Source organism: Paenibacillus nanchangensis (assembly GCF_046543445.1).
GTDB lineage: Bacteria > Bacillota > Bacilli > Paenibacillales > Paenibacillaceae > Paenibacillus_AQ > Paenibacillus_AQ nanchangensis.
Genome location: NZ_JBHOFD010000009.1, coordinates 125,059 through 148,117 on the forward strand (window position 1 = coordinate 125,059; position 23,059 = coordinate 148,117).

The following is a 23,059-nucleotide window of genomic DNA, read 5'->3' on the forward strand; positions in this document are numbered from 1 at the left end:
GTACGGTGGACAACGAGGAAGTTAGCAGCCGGGAAACCGGGCTGGAGATCGCCGTCATCGGCATGAGCGGCAGGTTCCCGGGCGCCGATGATCTGGAGCAATACTGGGAGCTCCTAATGAAGGGGGCAAGTGCAGTTTCTTACTTTCAAGAGGAGGAACTGATCTCGCATGGGGTGCCGGAGCACACCGTCAGACATCCCCGTTATGTAAAGGCCAAACCTTACATTAAAAATGTTTACGATTTTGATGCGGCGTTGTTCGGCTATGCGCCCTGGGAGGCCGAAAACATGGACCCCCAAATCCGTCTGTTCCATGAATGCGTATATCATGCACTGGAGCATTCAGGTTATCATTCGGATCAATATGACGGAAAAATCGGTATGTACGCCGGCGCACCGCTGGATATCGAATGGACCGGCCGCCATTTGTCCCAAAGCGGCAGCAGCCAGGAGGTGCTGGAGACCGGCATCGTTTCGTCCAAGGACTTTTTAAGCCAACTGATTTCCTACAAGCTGAACCTGTCAGGGCCAAGTTATACGCTTTATACGGCTTGCTCGACTTCCTTGGCAGCTATTCATCTTGCTTGCCAAGGGCTGCTGCTGGGAGACTGCAATCTGGCTGTAGCGGGAGGCGTCACGCTGGAGCAGCCCAGCTTGTCGGGTTATCTCTATGAAGAAGGCAAAATCCACTCGCAAAGCGGGGTATGCCGGCCGTTCGACAGCCGGGCTGACGGCACGATTTTTGGTGAAGGCGCCGGGGCGGTTGTGCTGAAGCGGCTGGCGGATGCTGTACAGGACGGGGACTACATTCATGCGGTAATCAAAGGATCGTCCAGCAACAATGACGGACGCAGAAAAGTCGGGTTTGCCGCGCCCAGCCTGGAAGGCCAGAAGGAGGTCCTTCGCTCGGCCTGGGAGTTTGCCGATATCGACCCTTCGACAATCGGTTATATTGAAGCCCATGGAACGGGCACTAAAGTGGGCGATCCCATTGAGTTTGAAGCTTTAAGACAGTTGGCCGGTCAGCGGGAGGCACGTTTGCCCATCGGTTCCGTAAAAGGCAACATCGGTCACCTTCATGCGGCGGCTGGCATTGCCGGGTTTATTAAAACGGTTTTCGCTCTGGAGCGGGAGACCATACCGCCAACAGCGGGTTTTGAGGAGCCTAACCCGCTGCTGGAAATGGCGCACTCCCCGTTTTATGTAAACCGCCAGCCCCTCCCTTGGAAGCGGAAAGGCGCACCGCGGCGTGCCGGGATCAGTTCATTTGGGGTGGGCGGAACCAACGTGCATTTGGTTCTTGAAGAAGCGCCGCCGCGGCGATTGTCTTCCCCTGCAAAAGGCATGGTGATCCTGCCGTTTTCGGCTAAAAGCGCGGCTTCGCTTCAAAACAGCCTGCGCGATATGGCGGCCTATTTTCAGCGTCAGGATGATGTGAATCTAGCCGATGCCGCCTATACCCTCCAGGTGGGAAGAGGGCAATTCAATTACCGGGCGGTATGCATGGCGGAAAGCACGGAGGAGGCGGCTCAACGCTTAAGCCGGTTGGCGGAGAATGCCGTGATGATGCCATCCAACCAGATTCAGGGCGGTCAACAACCCGTGTTTATGTTTACGGGGCAGGGCTCCCAATATCCGGGCATGGGGGCGGAAATGTACCACGAATACAGCGTATTTCGCCAAGAGCTGGACAAGCTTGCGGAGATGCTTGCTCCAAAGCTGGGAACCGATATCCGGAAGTTTCTTATCCATCAAGACGATTCTTCCGCTCAATCTGGACCCGGCCTGTCCGAGCTTAACCAGACCTGGCTGGCCCAACCTGCACTTTTTGCGCTGGAGTATGCTCTGGCCAAGCTGTGGATCAGCTTGGGGATCAAGCCGGCGCTTATGGCGGGGCACAGCATCGGTGAATATGTGGCGGCAACGCTTGCCGGAGTGTTCCGGCTTGAGGATGCTTTGGATATTGTGGTAGCCCGGGGACGTCTCATGCAGTCCGCCCCGGACGGCATAATGGTGGCCGCCGCGGTTCCGCCATCTGAAGCCTCTTTGTACACCAGCGGCAAAATCTCGCTTGCTGCGGTAAATACCCCATCACTTTGCGTATTCTCCGGCGGGGAGGCGGAGTTGGCTCAAAGAGAAGCAGAGTGGGAGGGACGCGGGGTGTTTTACCGGCGGCTCAATACATCGCACGCCTTTCACTCGGCAATGATGGATGACATCCTGGAACCGTTTAGGGCCGTCGTTCGGGGAAAAACCTTGTCCGTGCCCCAAACACCGTTTTATTCCTGTCTGACCGGTGAACTGATCACCGGCGAGATGGCCATGGATCCTGATTACTGGGTAAATCAGCTCCGGGGTACTGTTCGTTTCAGTGCCATTGCGGCCCATTGTCTGGCCGACGAACGCAATATTTTTATTGAGGTGGGTCCCGGCAAAACATTGTGCAGCTTAATCGAAGCCCAAGCGGACGGAAAACGGCTTGTTTTGTCTACACTGGGTTCCCGTTCGGAGACGGAACGCCATTCCTTCCTGGAGAGTTTATCCAGCCTATGGCTGCAGGGTGCTGCCGTTACGTGGGAGGCACTGCATACAGAAGTCAGCCGTCAGCGGATCCCGCTGCCTGTTTACTGTTTTGACCGTCAAACTTATATGCCGCCGTCACCGTCACCGTCACAAGCGAGTGCAACTGGAAAGGCCGAAAGCAAAGATCATGGCAGAGCTCTGCTGTATCAACCCGTATGGAAACCAATACCTCTGCCCGAACTTAAGCCAAAAAAGGATCTTCGTCCAGCCGTTTGGCTGATCCTGCAGATCTCCGGCAATCTCGGCCCGTATGCAGTTCGTATGCGCCAAAACGGAGACAGATGTATTACAGTTCAGCCTGGTGCAGCATTCAGCCGAAATGGTCCTGAATCCTATACGCTGAATCCCGCTTCAAAGGATCATTTCCTGAAGCTGGCGGAAGAACTAACGCGGGAAGGAATAGGTATCGATTGTTTGCTTCATGGCTGGTGTCTGGAGGAAAAAGGGGAGGCTGATTCATTATCTCCGCCGCAACAAACGTCCGGCAGTACGGATGATCACGTTCACGGATATGTCTCTTTGCTCCATCTCCTATCCGCGCTGGGTGATCAAGTCCTCAGCGAAGGACTGCAGTTATATGTAGCCGCCTCCGGAATTGCCGACGTCTACGGTTCCGCAGACACTCAACCGATCCGTGCGGCTATGATGGGTCCGCTGCTGGCGATCCCGCACGAATTTCCCGGATACCGCTGCAAAATCATTGATGTACACGGCCTATCCGGTAAACAACTCGCGGCGCGGCTTGAGCAGGAAATCACGTCGCAGGATGAGGACGGTCTGGTTGCCTACCGGGGAACGGCCCGGCTGGTCCGGCAGTTTGAGCCCATCCCCTATGCGGCGGATCAAGCGGGTAAGGACTCCGGCGAAGCCATAGCTGCGATGCAGGAAGCGGCAGCCGCGGCCGAAATGGAGGACAGACAGGTCATTTTGTATCTCTCTTCATCGGAAGATCCAAATCTGCTCCAATTTCTTGCAAGCCGCAAGGAGGTTTCGGTTCTGCGTTCAGCGGGAGAAAATCTCCGCGAGATCGAACAAGCGGTAGCAAATGCTGCAGAATTGACCGGCCGGATTGACGGCATCATTTTCGAGCCGGCCCTGGATTGGACGGACATTAGAACGCTAAAAGAGAGGGAGGATGCGGAGGACGCGATTTCGCAGTGGAATAACAACATTACGGTGTTCAAGCACTTAAACGCCTGCCTCGCTGCATGCGGAGCCGAGCTGGGATTCGGCTGGATTCTTTCTTCCCTCGCTTCTGTGGTGGGCGGTTATGGATTATGCGGACTCGCAGCAGGTGCAAGTGTTAACGACGCGTTAAGCGTTAGCAAATTCGGCTCCGCTATCACCTGGGCGCCGGTTAACCGGGATTTTATCCGCAAGGGAGCGTATCCGGTTACGGGCATTACAGAGGAAGAGGCGGTGTCCACGTATAAGCAGCTGTGGGCGCTGCGGGACCAGCTGAGCCGGGCGGTTATTTCGGCGGCTCCCCTCAGGGACAGGGCAAAAAATAAGGAACGGCAGCGATTAGAAGCGGACCGAAACAGCCCCGTCAGCCCCAGACCGTTGGCAAGCCCAGTCGGATTCCTGGAACGTTCTCCCCGTTTGGGACCCTGTCTGCATCCGGTCACGGAAGCGGAAAAGGTACTTTGCGAACTGGCTTCAGAACAACTTGGTGTACATCCGGTGGGGATAGAGGATCATTTTTACGATTTGGGCGGTCACTCGCTGCTGCTGATCCGATTGTTGTCGCGCATCAAAGATGTGTTTCGTGTAGAGCTTCCCTTAAGCACCATGCTGGAATCCCCGACGGTGAGCGGCGTGCTTGGCGGGCTGGAACGGGAATGGGGGAGTCGGGAGGTGCTGGAGGAAATTGCTGTTTCCTTCAGGGAGTACCAGAAGCTGATGTTGGAAGAGCTGAAATGAGAGGAATTCCGATTCGGATTCAGTTGGAGGATGATAGGATGAATCGCATTGCGGGTGTGGTAGGTTCCGGAGTGATGGGCAGCGGTGTGGCACAGGTATTTGCTCAGGCAGGTTACAAGACGATTGTGGTTGACCGCTCGGAAGAACAAATGGAACGGACAAAGGATAAAATCCGCAGCCAAGTTCGTTTTCAGAAAATGATGACGGGTACAGCTCCTAAAGAAGATGCAGAGACGGTGCTGGACCGCATTCAATTTACAACATCTTTGGCAGATCTGCAGCCGTGCTCTTTTATTGTGGAGAACGTGACCGAAAATTGGGACATCAAGCGGGGAGTTTATGAAGAACTCAACAAGATTTGTGCGCCTGATTGCATTTTGGGGGTGAACACCTCCGCGATCTCCATCACCCGGGTGGCTTCGCTGGTTCAGAATCCGGATAGGGTAGTGGGCATTCATTTCATGAACCCCGTGCCCCTGAAATCGATGGTAGAAGTGATCCGCGGGCATCACACCAGTGAAGAAACTTTAACCGTTACCCGAGACGTTCTGCAGAGTCTGGGCAAAGAATGTGTTGTAGTCAACGACTCGGTTGGTTTCGTTACGAACCGGGCGATGATGATTTTTGTAAATGAAGCCGTGTTTATGCTGCAGGAACAGGTTGCTACAGCCGAGGACATCGACGTTTTATTCAAGCAGTGTTTTGGCCACAAAATGGGGCCGCTGCAAACTGCCGACCTTATCGGGCTGGACACAATCCTTAAATCCCTGGAAGTGCTGTATGACGGATTTAACGACAGCAAATACCGCCCTTGTCCGCTGCTCAAAAAAATGGTGGATGCCGGACTGCACGGGATGAAATCGGGGCAAGGTTTTTATTCTTATATCTAAAAAGAGGAGGTATGCGGTTATGACACACGATGAAATCAAACAAAAGGTGATTGAATTTTTGACCCGTTCGCTGCGGAACAAAGAGTTGGGTGAAGACGAAAACATCATGGAGCTTGGCCTGGTCCATTCCTTGTTTATGATTCAGCTGATTATGTTTATCGAAAAAAATTTCCAGGTGGAAATCGACGATGACGATCTCGACATGGAGCAAATCGGGACGGTTAGACAAATCGTGTCCCTCATAGAGCGCAACCAGCAGACTGGAGTGTCCCTCTGATGAATAAGACAGCGACCATCCCAGCCACCGTCCCTGCACCTGCCGCCGCAGAACACATTCGTCAATTTGTAGAAGAACAGGTTGTTCCCACCGCTTCCGATATGGACCGGGAGCAGCGGATCCCGCCGGAGGTTTTCCGGAAAATGGCGGAAGCTGGACTATTTGGCCTGTCTATTCCGCAAAAATACGGCGGATCGGAGACGGACTATCCTACGCTCGGCATTCTGCATGAGGAACTGGGCCGCGGCTTTGCTTCGGTTCAAAACGCTTGTACCGTGTTTGCCATGGTCTGTAAACCCTTGACGCGGTTTGGAAGTGAAGAACAAAAGGAAAAGTGGCTCCCGCGGATTGTCTCCGGTGAAGTTATTCCGGCCATCGCCATAACGGAACCCCATGTGGGGAGCGATATTGCGAAACTGGAGACAGCGGCCGTGCTTGAAAATGACCAAATTCTATTAAATGGCACCAAAAAATACATCACGCTTGGCCAGGTGGCCGATTTATTCCTCGTGTTTGCCCGCCTGAACGGGCGCGGCATTGCGGTCCTGGTGGAGCGGGAGACCCCCGGTCTGCAAATCACCCCGCTGCCCGGGCTGATGGGACTCCGGGGGAACATGCTCGCCGAGCTCAATTTCGAAAATTGCGCAGTCCCGGCCAATCAACTGGTTGGCAAGGTGGGTTATGGATTTACCCATTTGGCCAACTATGCCCTTGATGAAGGCCGTTATACGACCGCCTGCGGCAGCGTCGGCCTGGCCCAAGCCTGCCTAGAGCACAGCTTGTCGTATGCGAATGAACGGACCCAATTTGGCGAACCGCTGCGCAAACATCAGCTGGTGCAAAAAATGCTGACCGAAATAATTACAGAGGTTAAGGCCGCCCGCGAGCTGTGCGCGGCTGCAGGCCAGATGCGCGAACAAGGGGACCCTGCCGCCATTACGGATACCTTGATCGCTAAATATTATGCCTCCAAAACCGCCGTCCGGTCGGCGGATCACGCGCTGCAGATTCACGGCGCTTCCGGTTGTATTCACGGAAACCCGGTGGAACGCTTTTACCGGGACGCCAAAATCATGGAAATTATCGAAGGCACTTCACAAATGCATGAGCTGCAGATCGCAAGAACCTTTACTTTATAACTTTGTGAACCCTGTAATTGAATCTTCAAGCGAACAGTGGAGGAATGTCAATGACCGTAAAGTTGGCACTGTTGTTTCCGGGCTCCGGTTCCCAATACAAGGGTATGATGCGCAGTTTGTATGAATCTTCGTCTACCGTAAAGCAGACGCTGGACGATGCGGACCGTATTTTGGGGGTAGAGCTGTCCCGGGTCATGCAGAACGGAAGCACCGTGAAATTGAACCGGATCGGCATGATGCTCCCGGCCATTTGCGCCGCCAGTGTCGCCCATTTCCGCTTGTATTTGGAGCAGACGGGGATCGAGCCTGCTTATATGGCCGGGCACAGCCTCGGAGAATATTCCGCGTTGATTTGCTCAGGCGCGTTGTCCTTTGAAGACGGACTGAAGCTGGTGCAGTTCCGGGCAAAACTCGCGGAAGAAATTATGGAGAATACGGGCGGCGGCATGAGCATTTTAAACCAAGTGGACCCCGCCAGGGTTGAAGCTTTATGCGCACGGCTAAACGGCCCGGGAAGGGAAATCGGCCTGGCATGTCTGAATTCATCTTCTCAAACGGCAGTATCCGGTATGGATGAGGTCCTCAAAGAACTGGAGCAGCAAATTACGGATGAAGGCGGAAAAGTCACCTATCTTCTCGGCAGTGCGCCCTACCATTGTGTGCTAATGAAGCCGCAGGCGGACCTTATGGCCCGTGAGCTGGAAAAATACCAATGGAGAATGCCGTCCTGCCCGGTTCTGTCCAATGTAACCGGCCTCCCATACCGGTCTGTCGATGAAATTTTGCATAATTTGCCACAGCAGTTGTTCAGGCCCGTGCAATGGCATAAGTCCATCCGTTATCTGAGAGAGCAAGAGACGTCGTTATTTCTGGAGATGGGACCGCAAAACGTTCTGAAAACCCTTCTGACGGAAGAAGGCTCCGGAAAGATTCAGGTTTTGGCTCATGATGAAAAGGCAGACCGTGTGAAGTTAGCGGAATACAGGCTGAATAACAATCATGCCGAAACAGGAGCGGCGCATCCCAATCCGGCCGCTGCCTCCTCGGCAGACCAACGCTTAAAAGCTTTACAAATGTGCCTAACCCATGCGGTAACCACACGAAATCATAATCAAAACGGAGAAGCCGGGCAGCATTCCTTACGGTTGTACGAACAAGTGAAGCGGACCAAGCAGGAGATTGATGCCAACCGTTTGTCACTTACGGATCTGCATTTAAGTGAGGCATTTGCTATGCTCCTGGCGGTATTTGAAGATAAGCGGACACCCGAGGCAGAAAGACAACAACGTCTGCGGCTAATTCATGATAAAACCGGTCTTGGCCCTTTGTTGGCAGAAACGCAGGGTTCATCCGAATCCAGGGGAGGCAGCTTATGAATCACTTGGAGAACGATGAAGACCTGTTACGCCAACTTGCAGAATTCAACCGGACGGCGTGCGGCTATTCTGCCGATCTGACCGTGGTCAAATGGCTGGAAGAGGCGGCGGCGTCTTCAACAGACCGGCCCGCTATTTATGATGACGACCGGGTTTACACTTACGGCAGCTTGAATCGCGACGCCAACCGTTTAGCCTATGCGCTCATGGAAAGAGAAGTAGAGCCGGGCAGCATTGTGGCAATTAAAATGCAGCGGTCCTATCCCATGCTGGTTTGCATCTACGGCATCTTGAAAGCCGGGGCGGCTTATCTCCCGCTGGATCCGGGCGGGCCGCCTTCACGGCTGAACAAAATGCTGACCGACAGCTCAGCCGCTTTGGTCCTTGTTAAGGATCAATCGGCAGAATCGGGAGATTCGCCGTATCCGGAAGGTTCGCATTCCGCTGATCCGGATACCGAACAGATTACCCTGGAAGCCCTTGAGCTGGAACGTTATCCAGATAGCAATCCCGGGGTGGTGCTTCGCCCGGATGATCTGGCTTATCTCATTTATACCTCCGGGTCAACGGGGGACCCAAAAGGGGTGCTCCTGGAGCACGGCGGACTTATGAACCGGCTGGAGTGGATGCAAAAAGCTTTTCCGCTCACGTCAAACGATGTCCTGTTCCAAAAAACCGTGTACACCTTTGACGTATCGGTCTGGGAGCTGATGTGGTGGACGGTGTCGGGAGCTTCCGTTGTCCTGCTGCCTTCAGGCAAAGAAAATGATCCGCGCCGGTTCGTCAAGCTGATTGAACGGCATGGGATCAGCGTCATTCATTTTGTTCCTTCAGTGCTCCGTTTGTTTTTGGAATATGTCGGAACCGGCTTTGACCTCCGGCGGCTGAACAGTCTCCGTTACGTGTTTTGCAGCGGCGAAGCGCTGCCGGCCGACCTGGTGCGACGGTTTTATACCGTTTTCCCGGAAGAACACGACATTAAGCTGATCAATCTGTACGGTCCGACAGAAGCAACCATCGATGTTTCATCTTACTTGTGCGAACGGAACCATGAACTGACTCAGCCGGTGCCTATCGGCAAACCAATTGACAACACGCGGTTTTATATTTTGCGGGACGATCTTACGTGCGCCGGGCTTGGCGAAACAGGCCAGCTGTATATTGGCGGCACCGGGCTTGCACGGGGGTATTTAAACAGTCCGGCATTAACTCATTCCCGGTTTGTCCCCAATCCGTATGAGGCTGGCGAACGCATGTACCGCACGGGAGATTTGGCGTACTGGACCGGCCAGGGAGAAGCCGTGTATGTAGGCAGGGAAGATCATCAGATCAAGCTTCGCGGTTTAAGAATTGAACTCGGGGAAATTGAACATTGTCTGCTGCGCTGCGGACGGATTAACAACGCCATTGCCGGGGTGCATCTCAATGAATCGGGAGACCAGATTCTGACGGCCTACGTGGTTGGAGGCACCGGTTCCGGTGCGGAGCTTCAGCGGGAGCTTCAAAACGAACTTGCCCGCATGCTGCCCGAGTACGCGATTCCTACACATATCGTAAAAGTGGAGGAAATCCCGCTTAAACCGAACGGGAAAGCGGACAGGGGCGTGTTTTTTCCGGTACGGAAAGAGACTACCGCACATCGCTAAGGGAGCGGAGTAATGATGAATGATGAGCTGTATTTAAAGCTGCTTAGAAAAAAAGGGATTGCGGTCCCCGGCCAACAGGAACTGTCTGGTTCAGGGCGGAAAGGGCCGTTTGGTTTGTCGGATGCGCAAAGGGCCATCTGGTTTTTGCAGCAGCTGCATCCCGGGAGTACGGCCTTTAATAACGGAATGGCGCTCAAGCTCACCGGGAAGCTGAACATCCAAAGTGTGCGGTCGGCGCTGGACGGGATAATGGACCGTCACGAAATTTTAAATGTAACTATCGCAGCCGAGCAAGGCGTTCCGCAAGCCATTCCTCATAACAAAACACCGGATTTTACATACCTTTCACTTGAACAGGAGATTCAGAGTGCGGAGAATCCGGCAGCGATGGAGATCATTACCCGGCTTGCCGCCCGGACAATGAAGCTGGATGCGGACCCGCTGATCTCCTTCACCCTGCTGCGTATTGGGGAAGAGGAACATGTGCTGGTGATCGCCATGCATCATATCATCTCGGACGGTTGGTCCAAGTCCGTGCTTCTTGAGGAATTTATCCGGTTTTATGAAGCGGCCGAATTAAACAGACCGTCAGGGCTCCAGCCGCTCCCGCTGCAATACAGGGATTACGTAGATTGGCTGGAACGGCAGGCAGGCCGGAGCGAATACGAACGGGACCTGCAGTTCTGGCTGGATAAGCTGGAAGGGGCGCCGCCGCTGCTTGAACTGCCGACGGACTATGGCAGGAGAAGCGAAGCAAGCGGGCGGGGCGGACTCGAATATTTTCAGCTGGATGAAGAGCTGTATGGACAGGTGCAGGCTTACTGCAGAAGCGGGCAGGTCTCGGTCTTTTCCTTTTTGCTCACTGTTTTTAAAACCCTGCTCTACAGGTACAGCGCAGCGGAAGACCTGCTGGTAGGGACACCTGTCGCCGGTCGGCCGCGGACGGAGCTGGAAGGCCTGATCGGCATGTTTGTTAATTCCGTGGTGATTCGCAGTAAGCCTAACGGCCGGCTGTCTTTTGCGGAATATCTCAGACAGGTACATCAAGAGAGCATACAGGCTTTGGATCATCAGCAAGTCCCGTTTGACCGGATTGTGGAAAAGCTGAATCCTTTCAGAGACCAAAGCTATCATCCGGTATTCCAAACCATGTTTCAAATGGACAATCTCCCGGTACCCCGGATGGAGATCCAAGGTATCCGGTTGTCGGTCATTCCGCTGGACGCCGGGTTTGCCCAAAACGATCTTTCCGTATCCTGCTGGGAACAGGATGGCGTGCTTAAAGGAACGTTCGAATTCAGTACAGACCTGTTCGCAAGACCGACCATCCGCCGCTGGATTTCCTGTTATATTCAACTGATCCGTTCCGTCCTCGCCAACCCGATGGAAGTGCTGGAACGGCATAATCTCCTGGATGAGGAGCATTTCCGGTTGGTTACAGCGGATTGGAACGTTACGACGGCATCGCTTGAGCCGCAGATTTCTTTTGTTCGCCGGATCGCGCAGATGGCGCTGGAGGACCCTGAGCATTGTGCAGTGCTGGATGGAGAAACGCCTGTAAGCTACGGGGAATTGGAGAGTGTGGCCAAGCGGCTCACGCAAACCCTCTTGGACAAAGGGGAGGTCAACCAGATGCCGGTCGTGGTATGCCTTCCGTCTTCGGCAAAGTTTGTGGCGGCATGTCTGGCCGTGTCCAAGGCTGGCGGTGTAGCGGTTCCGGTCGATCCAGAGCAGCCGAAAGAGCGAATTCATTCCATATTAAAAGAGTTGGGCAGCTATTACATCTTCAGTGACCGGAAGTTAGTTTCCGAGCTGAGACTTCCCGGGGAAAACTGTATACATCTTGATGATCTTGCTGATATAAAAACCTCAAAACGGCAGATTCAGCAGCAGGGTTGTCCACCGTTTGAAGAAACGGGGAGGATGGCGGATTCAGGGGACCTTGCGTATATTGTTTTCACTTCCGGCACTACCGGCGTACCTAAAGGAGTGATGCTCGAACACCGCAGCATCGATAATCTGGTTCACTCGTTTATTACATCCTACCAGGCAGGAAAAGCCGACCGCTTACTGCCCGTTACTTCGGTCGCTTCGTCCAGCTTTATCGGCGAATCGCTGCCTATCCTGGCGGCGGGCGGAACCTTGGCGCTCCCGGACCGGGAGACCGTACTGCATCCGTCCCGGCTGTACGAATATATGGAGAAACATCAAGTTACGATGCTGAGTACGGTTCCCTCCGTGTTAAAACGGCTGAATCAATCGGGAGCGCCCGCCGGCTTAAGGCTGATATTAAGCGGCGGAGAACACTTAAGTCCAGCGCATGTCCAGCATCTGAAGGACATTACGATCGTTAACGGATATGGATTGTCCGAGTCGGGCGTATGCAGCACGTATTCGATTTTTAGGCATGAAGCGGAAACCTCACAGCGCGCCGCTTCCTCTGTTGGCCGGCCGGTCCTAAACCAGCAAGTGTATGTGCTGGATCATCTCCTGCAGCCCGTGCCTGTCGGGGTACGCGGACAGCTGTGCATCTCGGGACGAGGGCTGGCAAGAGGGTATTTGAATCTTCCGGAACTCACGCACCGGAAGTTCCGGGATCATCCGTTTTTACCGGGCGAAAAACTTCTGTTAACGGGAGATTACGGCTGCTGGAATAGCGAAGGGGAGCTGTTGTTCGCTGGCCGGGAAGACCGCCAGGTACAGATTCGGGGTTACCGGATTGAGCTTGGTGAACTGGAACAGCATCTGAACGCTTGCCCTGAAGTTGCCGAGGCGGCCGTATATACCCAAATGGACCCGGAAGCGAACGTTCGGCTGATTGCTTATTATGCGCTGCGGATACCGCGCAGTTTTACTGCAGAACAGCTCTCCGTATGGCTGGACTCGCGCGTCCCTGCTTACATGAAGCCGTCCGCTTATATTGAACTGGAGAGGATTCCGTGGAATTTGAACGGGAAGCTGGATACCTCGGCGCTGCCAGATCCGGATAGGCAGGGAGAACACCGGTCTTCAGTCTACGACAGACCTGCAACCACCACTGAACAGCAAATTGCCCATGTCTGGGAAGAGGTGCTCCAGCGCGGCGATTTTGGGGTAAATGATAATTTTTTTGACTTGGGCGGACATTCGCTGCTGCTTGCCAAGGTTCTCGATTTACTGAATCCACGGTTTGGCGATCGTTTGACGTTAATCAGTTTGTTCAAATATCCTACTATCCGTTCGCTGGCTATGTACTTGAACGAGGAGGCGGAAGATCCTTCGGCATCGGCGCTTCAGGCGAAGGCGGAGCAGCAAAAAAATGCGTTTCGCCGGTACCGGAAAGCCGCTTCCGCCGTGGCGTCCGCCGGCACTGAAATAGAGGGAGGAAGATGACATGAGGTATCCGGAGCATCCCTACACAGGAAATGAAATCGCCGTCATCGGAATGGCAGGCCGGTTTCCAAAGTCGGCCGATCTTGACGAGTTTTGGGACAACCTGGTTCACGGCAGGGAGTGTATTACCTACTACTCCGATGAGGAGCTGGAGGAAGCCGGAATTGACGGCGGTATTTTGCGACACCCGAATTATGTGAAAGCAAAAGGGGAAATTCGCAGCCTTGATGCATTTGACGCCTCTTTTTTTGGGATTAATCCAAAGGATGCCGAGCTGATGGACCCGCAGCACCGGATGATGCTGGAATGCGCCTGGGCCGCTCTGGAACACGCCGGCTACAATCCCCAGGAAGCCCCAGGTTCGGTAGGGGTTTATGCCGGCAAAAGCATGAGTTCTTATCTGTTCCTGAACTTATATCCGCATATTCAGAAAATGCTGGCCACCGGCAATTTGCAAGCCGCCATCGGCAATGACAAAGACAGCATGGCAACAACCATCTCTTACCGTTTAAATCTGAAAGGGCCGTCGATGGCTGTTCAATCGTCATCTTCCACCTCCCTGGTCTCCGTTTGTATGGCTGCCCAAAGCCTGCTGACCTATCAATGTGATATGGCGCTGGCCGGAGGGATCACAGTAGGTCCGCCGGAACGTTCGGGCTATATGTATGAACCGGGCGGCATCATGTCTTTCGACGGACACTGCCGCGCTTTTGACGAAAACAGCAGCGGGTTTGTTCCAGGCAACGGCTACGGGTTAGTGGTCCTCAAAAGATTGGATGACGCTTTGAGAGACGGGGATACGATTTGGTCGATTATCAAAGGATTTGCCGTCAATAACGACGGATCGGAGAAAGTGAGCTATACAGCGCCCAGCGTCAACGCCCAGTCGGAGGTAATCTTCCAGGCGCAGGCCCTGGCGGAAGTCGAAGCCTCCACAATCGGGTATGTGGAAGCTCATGGCACGGGTACACGAATGGGAGACCCGATTGAGATTCAAGCCCTATCGCAGGCGTTCCGGCATTCCACGGAGGAAACGGGATTTTGCCCGATCGGCTCGGTTAAGACCAATATCGGTCATTTGGATTCCGCAGCGGGAATCGCCGGGTTAATAAAGGCTGTTCTGATGCTGCATCACAAGCAAATCCCGCCATCCTTAAACTTCAGTACGCCTAACACCGCGATTGATTTTGAACACAGCCCTTTTTATGTCAACACGCGGCTCCAGGATTGGCCGGCCAGGTCTTACCCAAGGCGCGCTGGCGTAAATTCGCTTGGCATGGGTGGAACCAATGCGCATTTGATTTTGGAGGAAGCTCCAGAACGGAACGTGGATCATACGGAAGACCAATGGCATCTCCTGACCGTGTCCGCCAAAACCAAAACGTCCCTGGACGAAAACGTAAGCAACTTCTACCGCTATTTGCAAAAAGATGATTTGTGTCCGCTTGAAGATGCGGCGTATACGCTCGCAACCGGACGAAAAGCCTTTTCCCATCGCGCTGCTTGGGTTTGTTCCAGCCGGGAGGAGGCGGTGGAGATGTTAAGCCGGTACGAGGAAGGGACGGCCGATCTCTATTGCGCGGAAGGGGTTTCTTCTAACCGGCCGCTTGTGTTTATGTTTACGGGTCAAGGCTCCCAGTACGTTGGCATGGGCCAAGGCTTATACCGGGACGAAAAAATGTTCAGACAGCATTATGACCGCTGTGCCGATGTCATCCGCCGCTGTACAGGGATTGATATTCTTCCCTTGATGCGCTCGAATGGGCTGGGGGAAACGGACGGGGAGGAGACATTGGATATTCATGCGACCTCCATTACCCAACCTCTGCTGTTTGCCGTGGAATACGCGTTGGCCCAGCTGCTGATCAGTAAAGGAATTGAACCGGCAGCCATGATTGGCCACAGCCTGGGTGAATATACGGCAGCTGCGGTAGCCGGCGTATTCCGGCTTGAAGATGCGCTCCTTCTTGTTTGCCGGCGGGCGGAATGGATGATGGGCATGGAGCGCGGCGCGATGCTAGCCGTCGGCGTAGACCGTGAGCGAGTGAATTCATACTTGGAACAAGAGCTCGCTTTAGCAGCTGTCAACAGCCCTGGGATTTGTGTCGTGGCCGGGTCCATATCCGCAATCGATGCGTTGGAGCAGCGGTTAACCGGAGAAGGGATCTTTAATAAACGATTGACCACCTCGCATGCGTTCCATTCGCCGCTGATGCGTCCGGTGGTTGAACCTTTTCGCGATTTGCTGTCCCAAATCGAATTCCATGCTCCATCAATCCCCATCATGTCCTGCTTGACAGGTTCATGGCTGAAGAACGAGGAAGCTGCCGATCCGGAATATTGGGTGCGCCATATAACCGAGCCGGTTTTGTTTATGAGGGGCATGGAGGAGCTGCTTGCCGATCCGGAACGGCTTTATATCGAGGTCGGGCCCGGCGTCACGTTATGCGGCCTGGCACGACAAAACCATCGTGCCGATGGAGAGCGTCTGTTTGTCTCCGCCATGAAACCCGGCTCCCTACAAGAGGAGGACGGGAAATATTTGCTGCGGGCGGTGGCTCAAGTGTGGGCAAAAGGCGGAACCGTGCAGTGGAATAAGTTCTACGCTGGCAAACAGCGCAACCGCGTTCCGCTGCCGACCTATGCTTTTTCGCATGAAAGCTATTGGGTTTACCCGGAACCTTCGGAGGCAGCTTTAAATCCGCAGCCTTCCGCTTTCCGGGAGACTTTGGGCAGTCGGCCAGCCGCGGATGTGGATAGAGATGTCCGGTCCGCTGCAGAAGGCGCTGCGAAACATGCCCGGCCAAAGCTGTCTTCGGCTTACCTGCCGCCGTCGACGGATACGGAGCGGCAGCTGGTGGATATTTTGGAAGATCAGCTGCGGCTTAGTCCTGTTGGCATCGACGACAACTTTTTTGAACTGGGCGGTCATTCCCTGCTTGCCACGCAGGTGCTGGATAGAGTGCACCGCCAGTTGGGCGTCCGGCTGCCCATGGAGACGATTTTCGTGCAGCCTACCGTCCGGGAGATGGCGGCTTATCTTGAGCCTTCCCGCCCATCCTCTTTGCAGAACCCGGCCATCGAGGAGTTGTTCTACGAGCTGGCCGCTATGGGACAGACAGAAGCGGCAGCCCGCGAAGACGGCCGCCAGAACGGCCGCGATCCCGATGAGCGTGGAGGGAATGGTTCATGGGACAACAAATAACTTTGTCCGCTTTATCGCCTGAGCAAAAGCAGTGGTTCAAACAGCGGATGCGAGAGCGGCAAATTCCAGTGACGGACATTCCGCTGGAACGCCAGGACAGACAAGGCCGGAGTTTCCCTTTGTCATACAGCCAGGAACGATTGTGGCTGATGGAACAAATGGAAGACGCGGGCTCCAGCTATCATCTTTATCAGGCGATCCGGATCACCGGGCGTCTGGACTATGATCTTTTTGAACAAAGCCTTAAGCTTCTCGTTCGGCGGCATGACAGTTTCCGTACGTATTTCCCCCTGGAGGAAGGAGTCCCGGTCCAATCCGTAGCAGAGGATACGGCTTTGCACGTTCAGTACTATGACGTAAAGGGAACGACCCGGGAAGAGCAGATTCAGGATTTGACATCGAAGGCCCTTCTGCTGGTTAATAAAGGCTTTTCGCTGGATCAGCCTCCGCTGGTTCGGGCCGGCTTGTACCGGCATTCCCTCGAAGAACATGTGCTGGTGTTTGTGATCCATCACATCATTTCGGACGGCTGGTCGCTCAAACTGCTGACCGAAGAATGGATACGAATATACAACACCCTTCTTCAAGGAGGCCATCCCGAAGGATCTTCGGCTGCGTTTGATTATCCGGATTATGCCGTCTGGCAGCGGGAATGGATGGATAAGGAGATGCTTCGGGAGGAGATCAGTTATTGGGAGAAGCAGCTTAAAGGAGCGGACCCGTTTTTTACGATACCGCCTGATTATGCCCGTCCCAGACAGCTTACCTTTGCCGGGAAGACAATTAAGGTTCATGTGGACCGGGGACCTCTTGAATCGTTAAGAGAAGCCGGCCGCAGCTCGGGGGCAACTTTGTTTATGGTGTTACTGGCCGCCTTTAAACTGCTGCTGTCCCGCTATAGCGGCAGGAAAGACGTGATTGTCGGCACGCCCACGGCAGGACGCTGCAGAGAAGAAACGGAATCCATGATCGGCTGCTTTGTCAACAATGTAGTCCTGCGTACGGATATCGGGCAGGCGGTCAGCTTTGCCGAAGTGTTACGCCGCACGGCCCGGACAGTCATGGGCGCCCTTCAGCACCAGAACGTCCCGTTTGAAAGCGTCCTGGATACAGTGCGGCCGGAAAGGGACCCGGCTTACGCTCCCTTGTTCCAGCTCTTTTTTATCTTTCAGCAGGGCGGTGAGTCGCTAGGTTCCATGCAGGGAGCGAGGGTTACGCCTCTGGAGCTTCCTAACACCTCTTCGAAATTCGATTTGACCCTGGAGGTCATTGAACACCCGGAGGTGCTGGAGCTTTCGCTGGAGTTCAATTCAGCCTTATATGCCGAAGAGACGGCGGTTTCCTTACTGGAGAACTACGTGTGGCTGCTTGGACGGCTGTCTGCGGAGCTGCATACGCCGCTCTCCGCCCTGAATATCGTATCACCCGCTGAAATCCGGCGGCTGCAGGAGGCTGCTTCCGGTCCGGGGGTTGCTTATCCGAAAAACGCCCGGCTGGACACGATGGCTGAAGAACACGCCCGGCGTACGCCTTCCGCGACTGCCCTGATCTGTTCTGGGGAGCAATACACGTACGCAGAGCTCATGGACTTGGCCCGGCGGCTGGCTGCTTATCTGCAGCATGCAAATGTGGCGGGCCCTTCGCGCCGGATCGGAATTTGCGCGTCTGCTTCGCCGCAGCTGGCTGCAGGCATCCTTGGCATCCTAAAAAACGGCTGCGCCTATGTGCCTTTGGACCCGGCATTTCCCGAACAGCGGCTGCAGTATATCGCCCGTCATGCCGGGTTGGACTGCGTCCTGGTGGATGATCCCGCGCTGGCGAGGATGTTTGGAGGCATTACCTGTGTTGATATCGGCAAAAACAGCTCCTGCTGGCAGGATTCGGGGCTTCGTTACCGCGAACCCGGCGGGGAACGGTCAGGCTTAGCGTACATGATCTATACATCAGGCAGCACAGGACAACCCAAAGGGGTACCGATTACCCACCGGAATGCGGTTCATTTCTTGAGCGCCATGCAGCAGCTGCTGCAGGTCCGGACCGAAGACTCGCTGCTGTCGGTCACCACCTGCTCCTTTGATATTTTTGTGCTGGAGCTGTTTCTGCCCTTGTCTCAGGGAGCGGCCGTCATATTCCCGGAACGGGGAAGCTCCGGGGATGCGCAGCGGCTGATTCGGGAAATCAACCGATACCGTCCTACAATGATGCAGGCAACACCGGTCCTTTGGAAAATGCTCATCTTGGAAGGATGGCAGGGATCGGAGCATATGACCCTGCTGTGCGGGGGAGAGGAGCTTCAGCCCGATTTGGCTGCGCAGTTAGTGCAGCGGGGGAAAGAAGTCTGGAACCTGTACGGACCGACTGAAACAACGGTATGGTCGCTTGCGCACAAAGTTCAGGACCGCGGCGGATTTCAGGCTGTGCCCATCGGCCTGCCGATCGGACGGACAAGCTGCTATATTCTTGATGAAGAACGCAGACTGCTGCCTATGGGAGCGGTCGGCAGCCTGTATATCGGAGGAGACGGCGTGTCTCCCGGATATCACAGTCAAGAGGAGCTGACCAGCCGGAAATTTGTGAATGCTGAGCCTTTCCCCGGAGACAGACAAAGGCTGTTTGACACCGGCGACCTTGCACGGTGGCTTCCGGACGGAACCATGGTGTACTGCGGACGTGCGGATCAGCAGATCAAAGTACGCGGTTTTCGCATTGAACCTGCTGAAATCGAGCAGCGGCTGCACGAAGAGCCAGAGGTGGCGGCAGCGGTTGTTGTCGCTGCGGAGGACGGTTCAGGCGGATGGATTTTGGCAGCTTATTGGGTAGCTTCCGGTGGAGTGGAGGCAGGGGAGGACTTGGCCAAACACTGGAAACACAAGCTCCGGGAAACGCTGCCGGGTTATATGGTACCGGACCGGTTTATCCAGGTGGAAGAGCTCCCGCTGACGCCCAACAAAAAAGTCGACCGCCGCGCTTTGGCAAAACGCCCGCTATCCCGCGGTGCGGCATCGGAGCATTACCGTCCGCCGGCGGACGAGACGGAACGCCGGCTTGCAGAACTATGGGAGCGTGTCCTGAACCGTTGTCCGATTGGCGCGGATGATCATTTTTTTGACTTGGGAGGGAACTCCTTGTCCGCTGTAAAGCTGCTTCATGAGATCAACACGGAATTAGGAGCCGGCTTGACCTTGCGGGAGTTGTTGGAGTACTCCACCATTTCCAGACTCGCCTCCCGGCTGCGAAACGGGAATGGAACCGGCGGTATTCCCGCCCGCCAACAGTTGGAGCTCCCCCGTTATGCGGCTTCGCCGGAAGATGCATTCGAGCCGTTCCCGCTGACGGAAGTGCAGATGGCTTATTGGTCGGGCAGGCAGGCGGGAGATTCGCGGAGACAGATAGCAACGCATGTGTATCAGGAAATGGATTTTGAAGCTTTGGACCTGGAGCGTCTGGAATACTGCTTCCAACAGCTGATTGCAAGACACCCCATGCTCCGGGCGGTCATTAAACCCGATGGCGTTCAGCAGGTGCTCAAATCGGTTCCTTATTATCCTATTGAGACGTTTGAGGTGTCCAAATGTACAGAAGCAGAGGCCAGCCGCTTGCTGGATGAAATCCGGCAGGAGTTATCGCATCACGTTCATCCTGGAACCTGGCCAATGTTTGCCGTAAAAGCCGTGAAGATGGCGAAGAACATTACACGCCTGCACTTCAGTCTGGATCTGATGATCGCTGACGCGCGCAGCTTCCAGATTATATTAAATGATCTGGCGGAGTTGTACGCTAATCCGGAGGAAAAACGGCCCGGGCTTGAAGCCAGTTTCCGCGATTATGTGAATTCGCTTGTAAGCATGAATGCGCTGGAGCTGTTTAAGCGGTCCCAGACGTATTGGCTGGAGCGGGCCGACCGGCTGCCCGCCGGTCCGCTGCTGCCGCTTGCCGGACCCGGCATCATGGAAGACAAACCTCAATTCCGGCGTCTGAAAGCGCGGCTTAGCCCGGATACCTGGAGCAGCCTTCGCCGGCAGGCGAGAGGGCGGAACATGACCCCGTCCGCGCTGCTGCTGGCCGCTTTTGCCGAGGTGCTTGCCCTTTATGCAAAAGAACCGAGGTTTTTGCTGAATTTGACCTTGTTTAACCGGCTGCCCATTCATCCCGAACTAAATGAAGTGGTGGGCGATTTCACCACAGTCAGCCTGCTGGAGGTCGATTACAGCGCCGCAGCTCCGTTCCACCAGCGGGCTCTCCAGCTGCAAAGCCGTCTTTGGTCCGATCTGGATCACCGGCTGTACAGCGGAATTCGCGTCACGGAGCAGCTGCTGCGGCGGGGGATTTTGACTGAACCTGTTCCGGTTGTGTTTACAAGTTTGCTGGATATGTCCCAAGGGGAAACGTCCTCCGGAACCGTGTTCGGGCAAATCTTCAAACAGCGCAACGAGGAGATCACGGAGGCCCGCAGCATCTCCCAAACCCCGCAGGTCTGGCTGGATCATCAGGTTGCCGAACGGGATGGGGAACTGCATTTTAACTGGGACGTGATGGAGCGGATTTTCCCTGCCGGGATAGTGGACGAGATGTTTGAGGGGTACTGTTCTTTCCTTCAGGCACTCGCCGTCAGCGGCGAAACTTGGGAAGAAGAGCTTCCATTGTCGGGTTCGGGTGCAAGCCGCTTTAAACATCGGCTTCACCTGCAGCAAATCGGGGAGCTGCATAATAGTCCTCCCGCCTGCAAGAATGGAGTTCTTCACCAGGACTTTGAACGTCTGGCTTGTGAGATGCCGGAGGCGCTGGCGCTGATCATGCCTGAAGGCTCTTTGAGTTATAGGGAGCTGAACCACCGTGCAAACGCTGCGGCAAGAGATCTGCTGGACCGGGGCGTTCGGCCGGGAACCCTTGTGGCTGTCGTCATGGACAAAAGCTGGGAACAAATTGTGGCGGTGCTTGCGATCCTTAAGGCCGGAGCGGCTTATCTTCCAATTGACGCCACTCTGCCCCGGGAACGAATTTTGGAGCTCATGGAAACAGGCAGGGTGAAGGCGGCATTTGTTCAGTCCGGCATACTACTGTCCGGCAGCCATTCTCTGGAATCCTGGTGGCCTCCAGCAGTGGACAAACTGAAAGTTGCGGACCTGAGCCAGGAGCTTCCCCCAGAAGCGGTTCATAACATAAGGGGCGCGGATATCCGGCCGGACCAGCTCGCCTATGTCCTGTTTACCTCCGGCAGTACGGGAAAACCGAAAGGAGTTATGATTGAGCACCGGGCCGCCCTGAACACGATCAAGGATATGAACTCAAGATTTTCGCTTGGCCCGGAGGACCGGATTTTAGGTCTCTCCTCACTAAGCTTTGACCTGTCCGTTTACGACCTATTCGGTGCGCTGAGCGCCGGAGCCGCTTTGGTTCTGCCGGAACCGGACCGGCTGCGCGACCCGTCCCACTGGATGGAGCTGATAACGGAATATGGAGTGTCCATCTGGAACAGCGTGCCTGCGTTTATGAGCATGCTGGTTGCTTACCGCCGCACTTCCGCCCGGCTGCCCAAGCTCAGACTTTGTCTGCTTAGCGGGGACTGGATTCCGCTGGAGCTCCCTGCGGAGGTCCGGCGGTTGAACCCGGATATTCAGATTGTGTCGCTTGGCGGAGCGACGGAGGCTTCGATCTGGTCGATTCAGTACCCGGTAGACGAGGTGGATCCTTCCTGGAACAGCATTCCTTACGGCGTTTCCATGTCCGGGCAGCGGGTATATGTGCTGAATGCGCGTATGGAAGAATGTCCCGCGGCGGTTCCGGGGGAAATCTACATCGGCGGAGCCGGAGTGGCGGCGGGGTATTGGGAGGATCAAGAAAAAACGGAACGCCAATTTATTGTCTCCCCCGTCACCGGAGAACGATTATACCGGACCGGGGATTGGGGACGGTACGGAGCGGATGGAGTGATTGAGTTTATGGGGCGTGAGGACCTGCAGGTCAAAATCAATGGATACCGGGTGGAACTCAGTGAAATCGAAATTATCCTGCAATCTTATCCTTCGGTCAAACAAGCGGTTGTCCTGGCAGATGGAGAAGGCGACCGCAAGCGGCTGCGGGCATTCATCACGCTTGAAGCTGAAATCACGCTTGAAACTGAAATCACCCTTGACGCTGCGGGAGCGGGGCAAGTTGGCGAGGAGGCCATCAAAACTTTTATAAAAAGCAAACTGCCCGGCTACATGGTTCCGCAGCATATCCATTTTGTGACGCAAATGCCCTTAACCCCAAACGGAAAAATCGACCGCAAGGCGCTGCTGGAATCCGTGCCTGCAGCTTCTCTTGAAACCAAAGGGAAAATGCCGGGTTCCCCGCTGGAGCAGCAGATTACGGACATCTGGAAAAAGCTGTTGGGAATATCTCACATTGGTCTGGATGAGCATTTTTTCGACATCGGAGGCAACTCGCTGAAGCTGATCCAGATGCAGGCCGAGCTTCAATCCCTGCTGAACCGGGAGATTCCGGTCGTTGAGTTGTTCAGGCATACTACCGTATCGATGCTGCTTGAATATCTCGAACGGGACAACGGCTTGAACGGCTTGAATGGTATGCCGGCCGCGGAGGACGAAGCCGCCGCCAGCCGTGCTGAATTGCGTCTGGGCGCAAGAAGAACCCGGCGAAGATAACT

The 23,059-nt window shown here is 54.9% G+C and carries 9 protein-coding genes; all 9 read left to right on the forward strand.

Annotated features, from left to right (window positions below):
- The first annotated feature begins 5 nt into the window (after positions 1-5).
- The 9 genes from ACE6ED_RS08975 to ACE6ED_RS09015 are packed head-to-tail and all read left to right on the forward strand — an operon-like array spanning position 6 to position 23,057.
- Positions 6-4,505, forward strand: coding sequence for a type I polyketide synthase (locus tag ACE6ED_RS08975; RefSeq protein ID WP_410826776.1), 4,500 nt, complete (start codon positions 6-8; stop codon positions 4,503-4,505).
- 38 nt (positions 4,506-4,543) lie between these two features.
- Positions 4,544-5,395 (forward strand): 3-hydroxyacyl-CoA dehydrogenase family protein, encoded by an 852-nt coding sequence (locus ACE6ED_RS08980; RefSeq protein ID WP_410826777.1) that lies wholly within the window; start codon positions 4,544-4,546, stop codon positions 5,393-5,395.
- A 19-nt stretch (positions 5,396-5,414) separates the two neighbouring features.
- On the forward strand, positions 5,415-5,672 hold the full coding sequence (locus ACE6ED_RS08985) for an acyl carrier protein (protein ID WP_410826778.1): 258 nt from the start codon (positions 5,415-5,417) through the stop codon (positions 5,670-5,672).
- A complete protein-coding gene (locus tag ACE6ED_RS08990; protein WP_410826779.1) occupies positions 5,672-6,811 on the forward strand; it encodes an acyl-CoA dehydrogenase family protein in 1,140 nt (379 codons plus the stop codon). Before ACE6ED_RS08985 ends, ACE6ED_RS08990 begins: the two co-directional genes overlap by 1 nt.
- Positions 6,812-6,861: 50 nt before the next feature.
- Positions 6,862-8,187, forward strand: a complete 1,326-nt coding sequence (locus ACE6ED_RS08995; RefSeq protein ID WP_410826780.1) for an ACP S-malonyltransferase — start codon at positions 6,862-6,864, stop codon at positions 8,185-8,187.
- Positions 8,184-9,833, forward strand: coding sequence for a non-ribosomal peptide synthetase (locus ACE6ED_RS09000; protein ID WP_410826781.1), 1,650 nt, complete (start codon positions 8,184-8,186; stop codon positions 9,831-9,833). The genes ACE6ED_RS08995 and ACE6ED_RS09000 overlap by 4 nt, the downstream gene beginning before the upstream one ends.
- Positions 9,834-9,845: 12 nt before the next feature.
- On the forward strand, positions 9,846-13,205 hold the full coding sequence (locus tag ACE6ED_RS09005; RefSeq protein WP_410826782.1) for a non-ribosomal peptide synthetase: 3,360 nt from the start codon (positions 9,846-9,848) through the stop codon (positions 13,203-13,205).
- A gap of 1 nt (position 13,206) precedes the next feature.
- On the forward strand, positions 13,207-16,410 hold the full coding sequence (locus tag ACE6ED_RS09010; protein ID WP_410826783.1) for a type I polyketide synthase: 3,204 nt from the start codon (positions 13,207-13,209) through the stop codon (positions 16,408-16,410).
- Positions 16,395-23,057: an amino acid adenylation domain-containing protein gene (locus ACE6ED_RS09015; RefSeq protein WP_410826784.1), complete on the forward strand. Its 6,663-nt coding sequence runs from the start codon at positions 16,395-16,397 to the stop codon at positions 23,055-23,057. The genes ACE6ED_RS09010 and ACE6ED_RS09015 overlap by 16 nt, the downstream gene beginning before the upstream one ends.
- The last annotated feature ends 2 nt before the right edge of the window (positions 23,058-23,059 follow it).

Excerpts from the sequence above, each read along its gene's own strand:
- ACE6ED_RS08980 (WP_410826777.1), top strand. The coding sequence starts at position 4,544 with ATGAATCGCATTGCGGGTGTGGTAGGTTCCGGAGTGATGGGCAGCGGT.
- ACE6ED_RS08985 (WP_410826778.1), top strand. The coding sequence starts at position 5,415 with ATGACACACGATGAAATCAAACAAAAGGTGATTGAATTTTTGACCCGT.
- ACE6ED_RS08990 (WP_410826779.1), top strand. The coding sequence starts at position 5,672 with ATGAATAAGACAGCGACCATCCCAGCCACCGTCCCTGCACCTGCCGCC.
- ACE6ED_RS08995 (WP_410826780.1), top strand. The coding sequence starts at position 6,862 with ATGACCGTAAAGTTGGCACTGTTGTTTCCGGGCTCCGGTTCCCAATAC.
- ACE6ED_RS09000 (WP_410826781.1), top strand. The coding sequence starts at position 8,184 with ATGAATCACTTGGAGAACGATGAAGACCTGTTACGCCAACTTGCAGAA.
- ACE6ED_RS09005 (WP_410826782.1), top strand. The coding sequence starts at position 9,846 with ATGATGAATGATGAGCTGTATTTAAAGCTGCTTAGAAAAAAAGGGATT.
- ACE6ED_RS09010 (WP_410826783.1), top strand. The coding sequence starts at position 13,207 with ATGAGGTATCCGGAGCATCCCTACACAGGAAATGAAATCGCCGTCATC.
- ACE6ED_RS09015 (WP_410826784.1), top strand. The coding sequence starts at position 16,395 with ATGGGACAACAAATAACTTTGTCCGCTTTATCGCCTGAGCAAAAGCAG.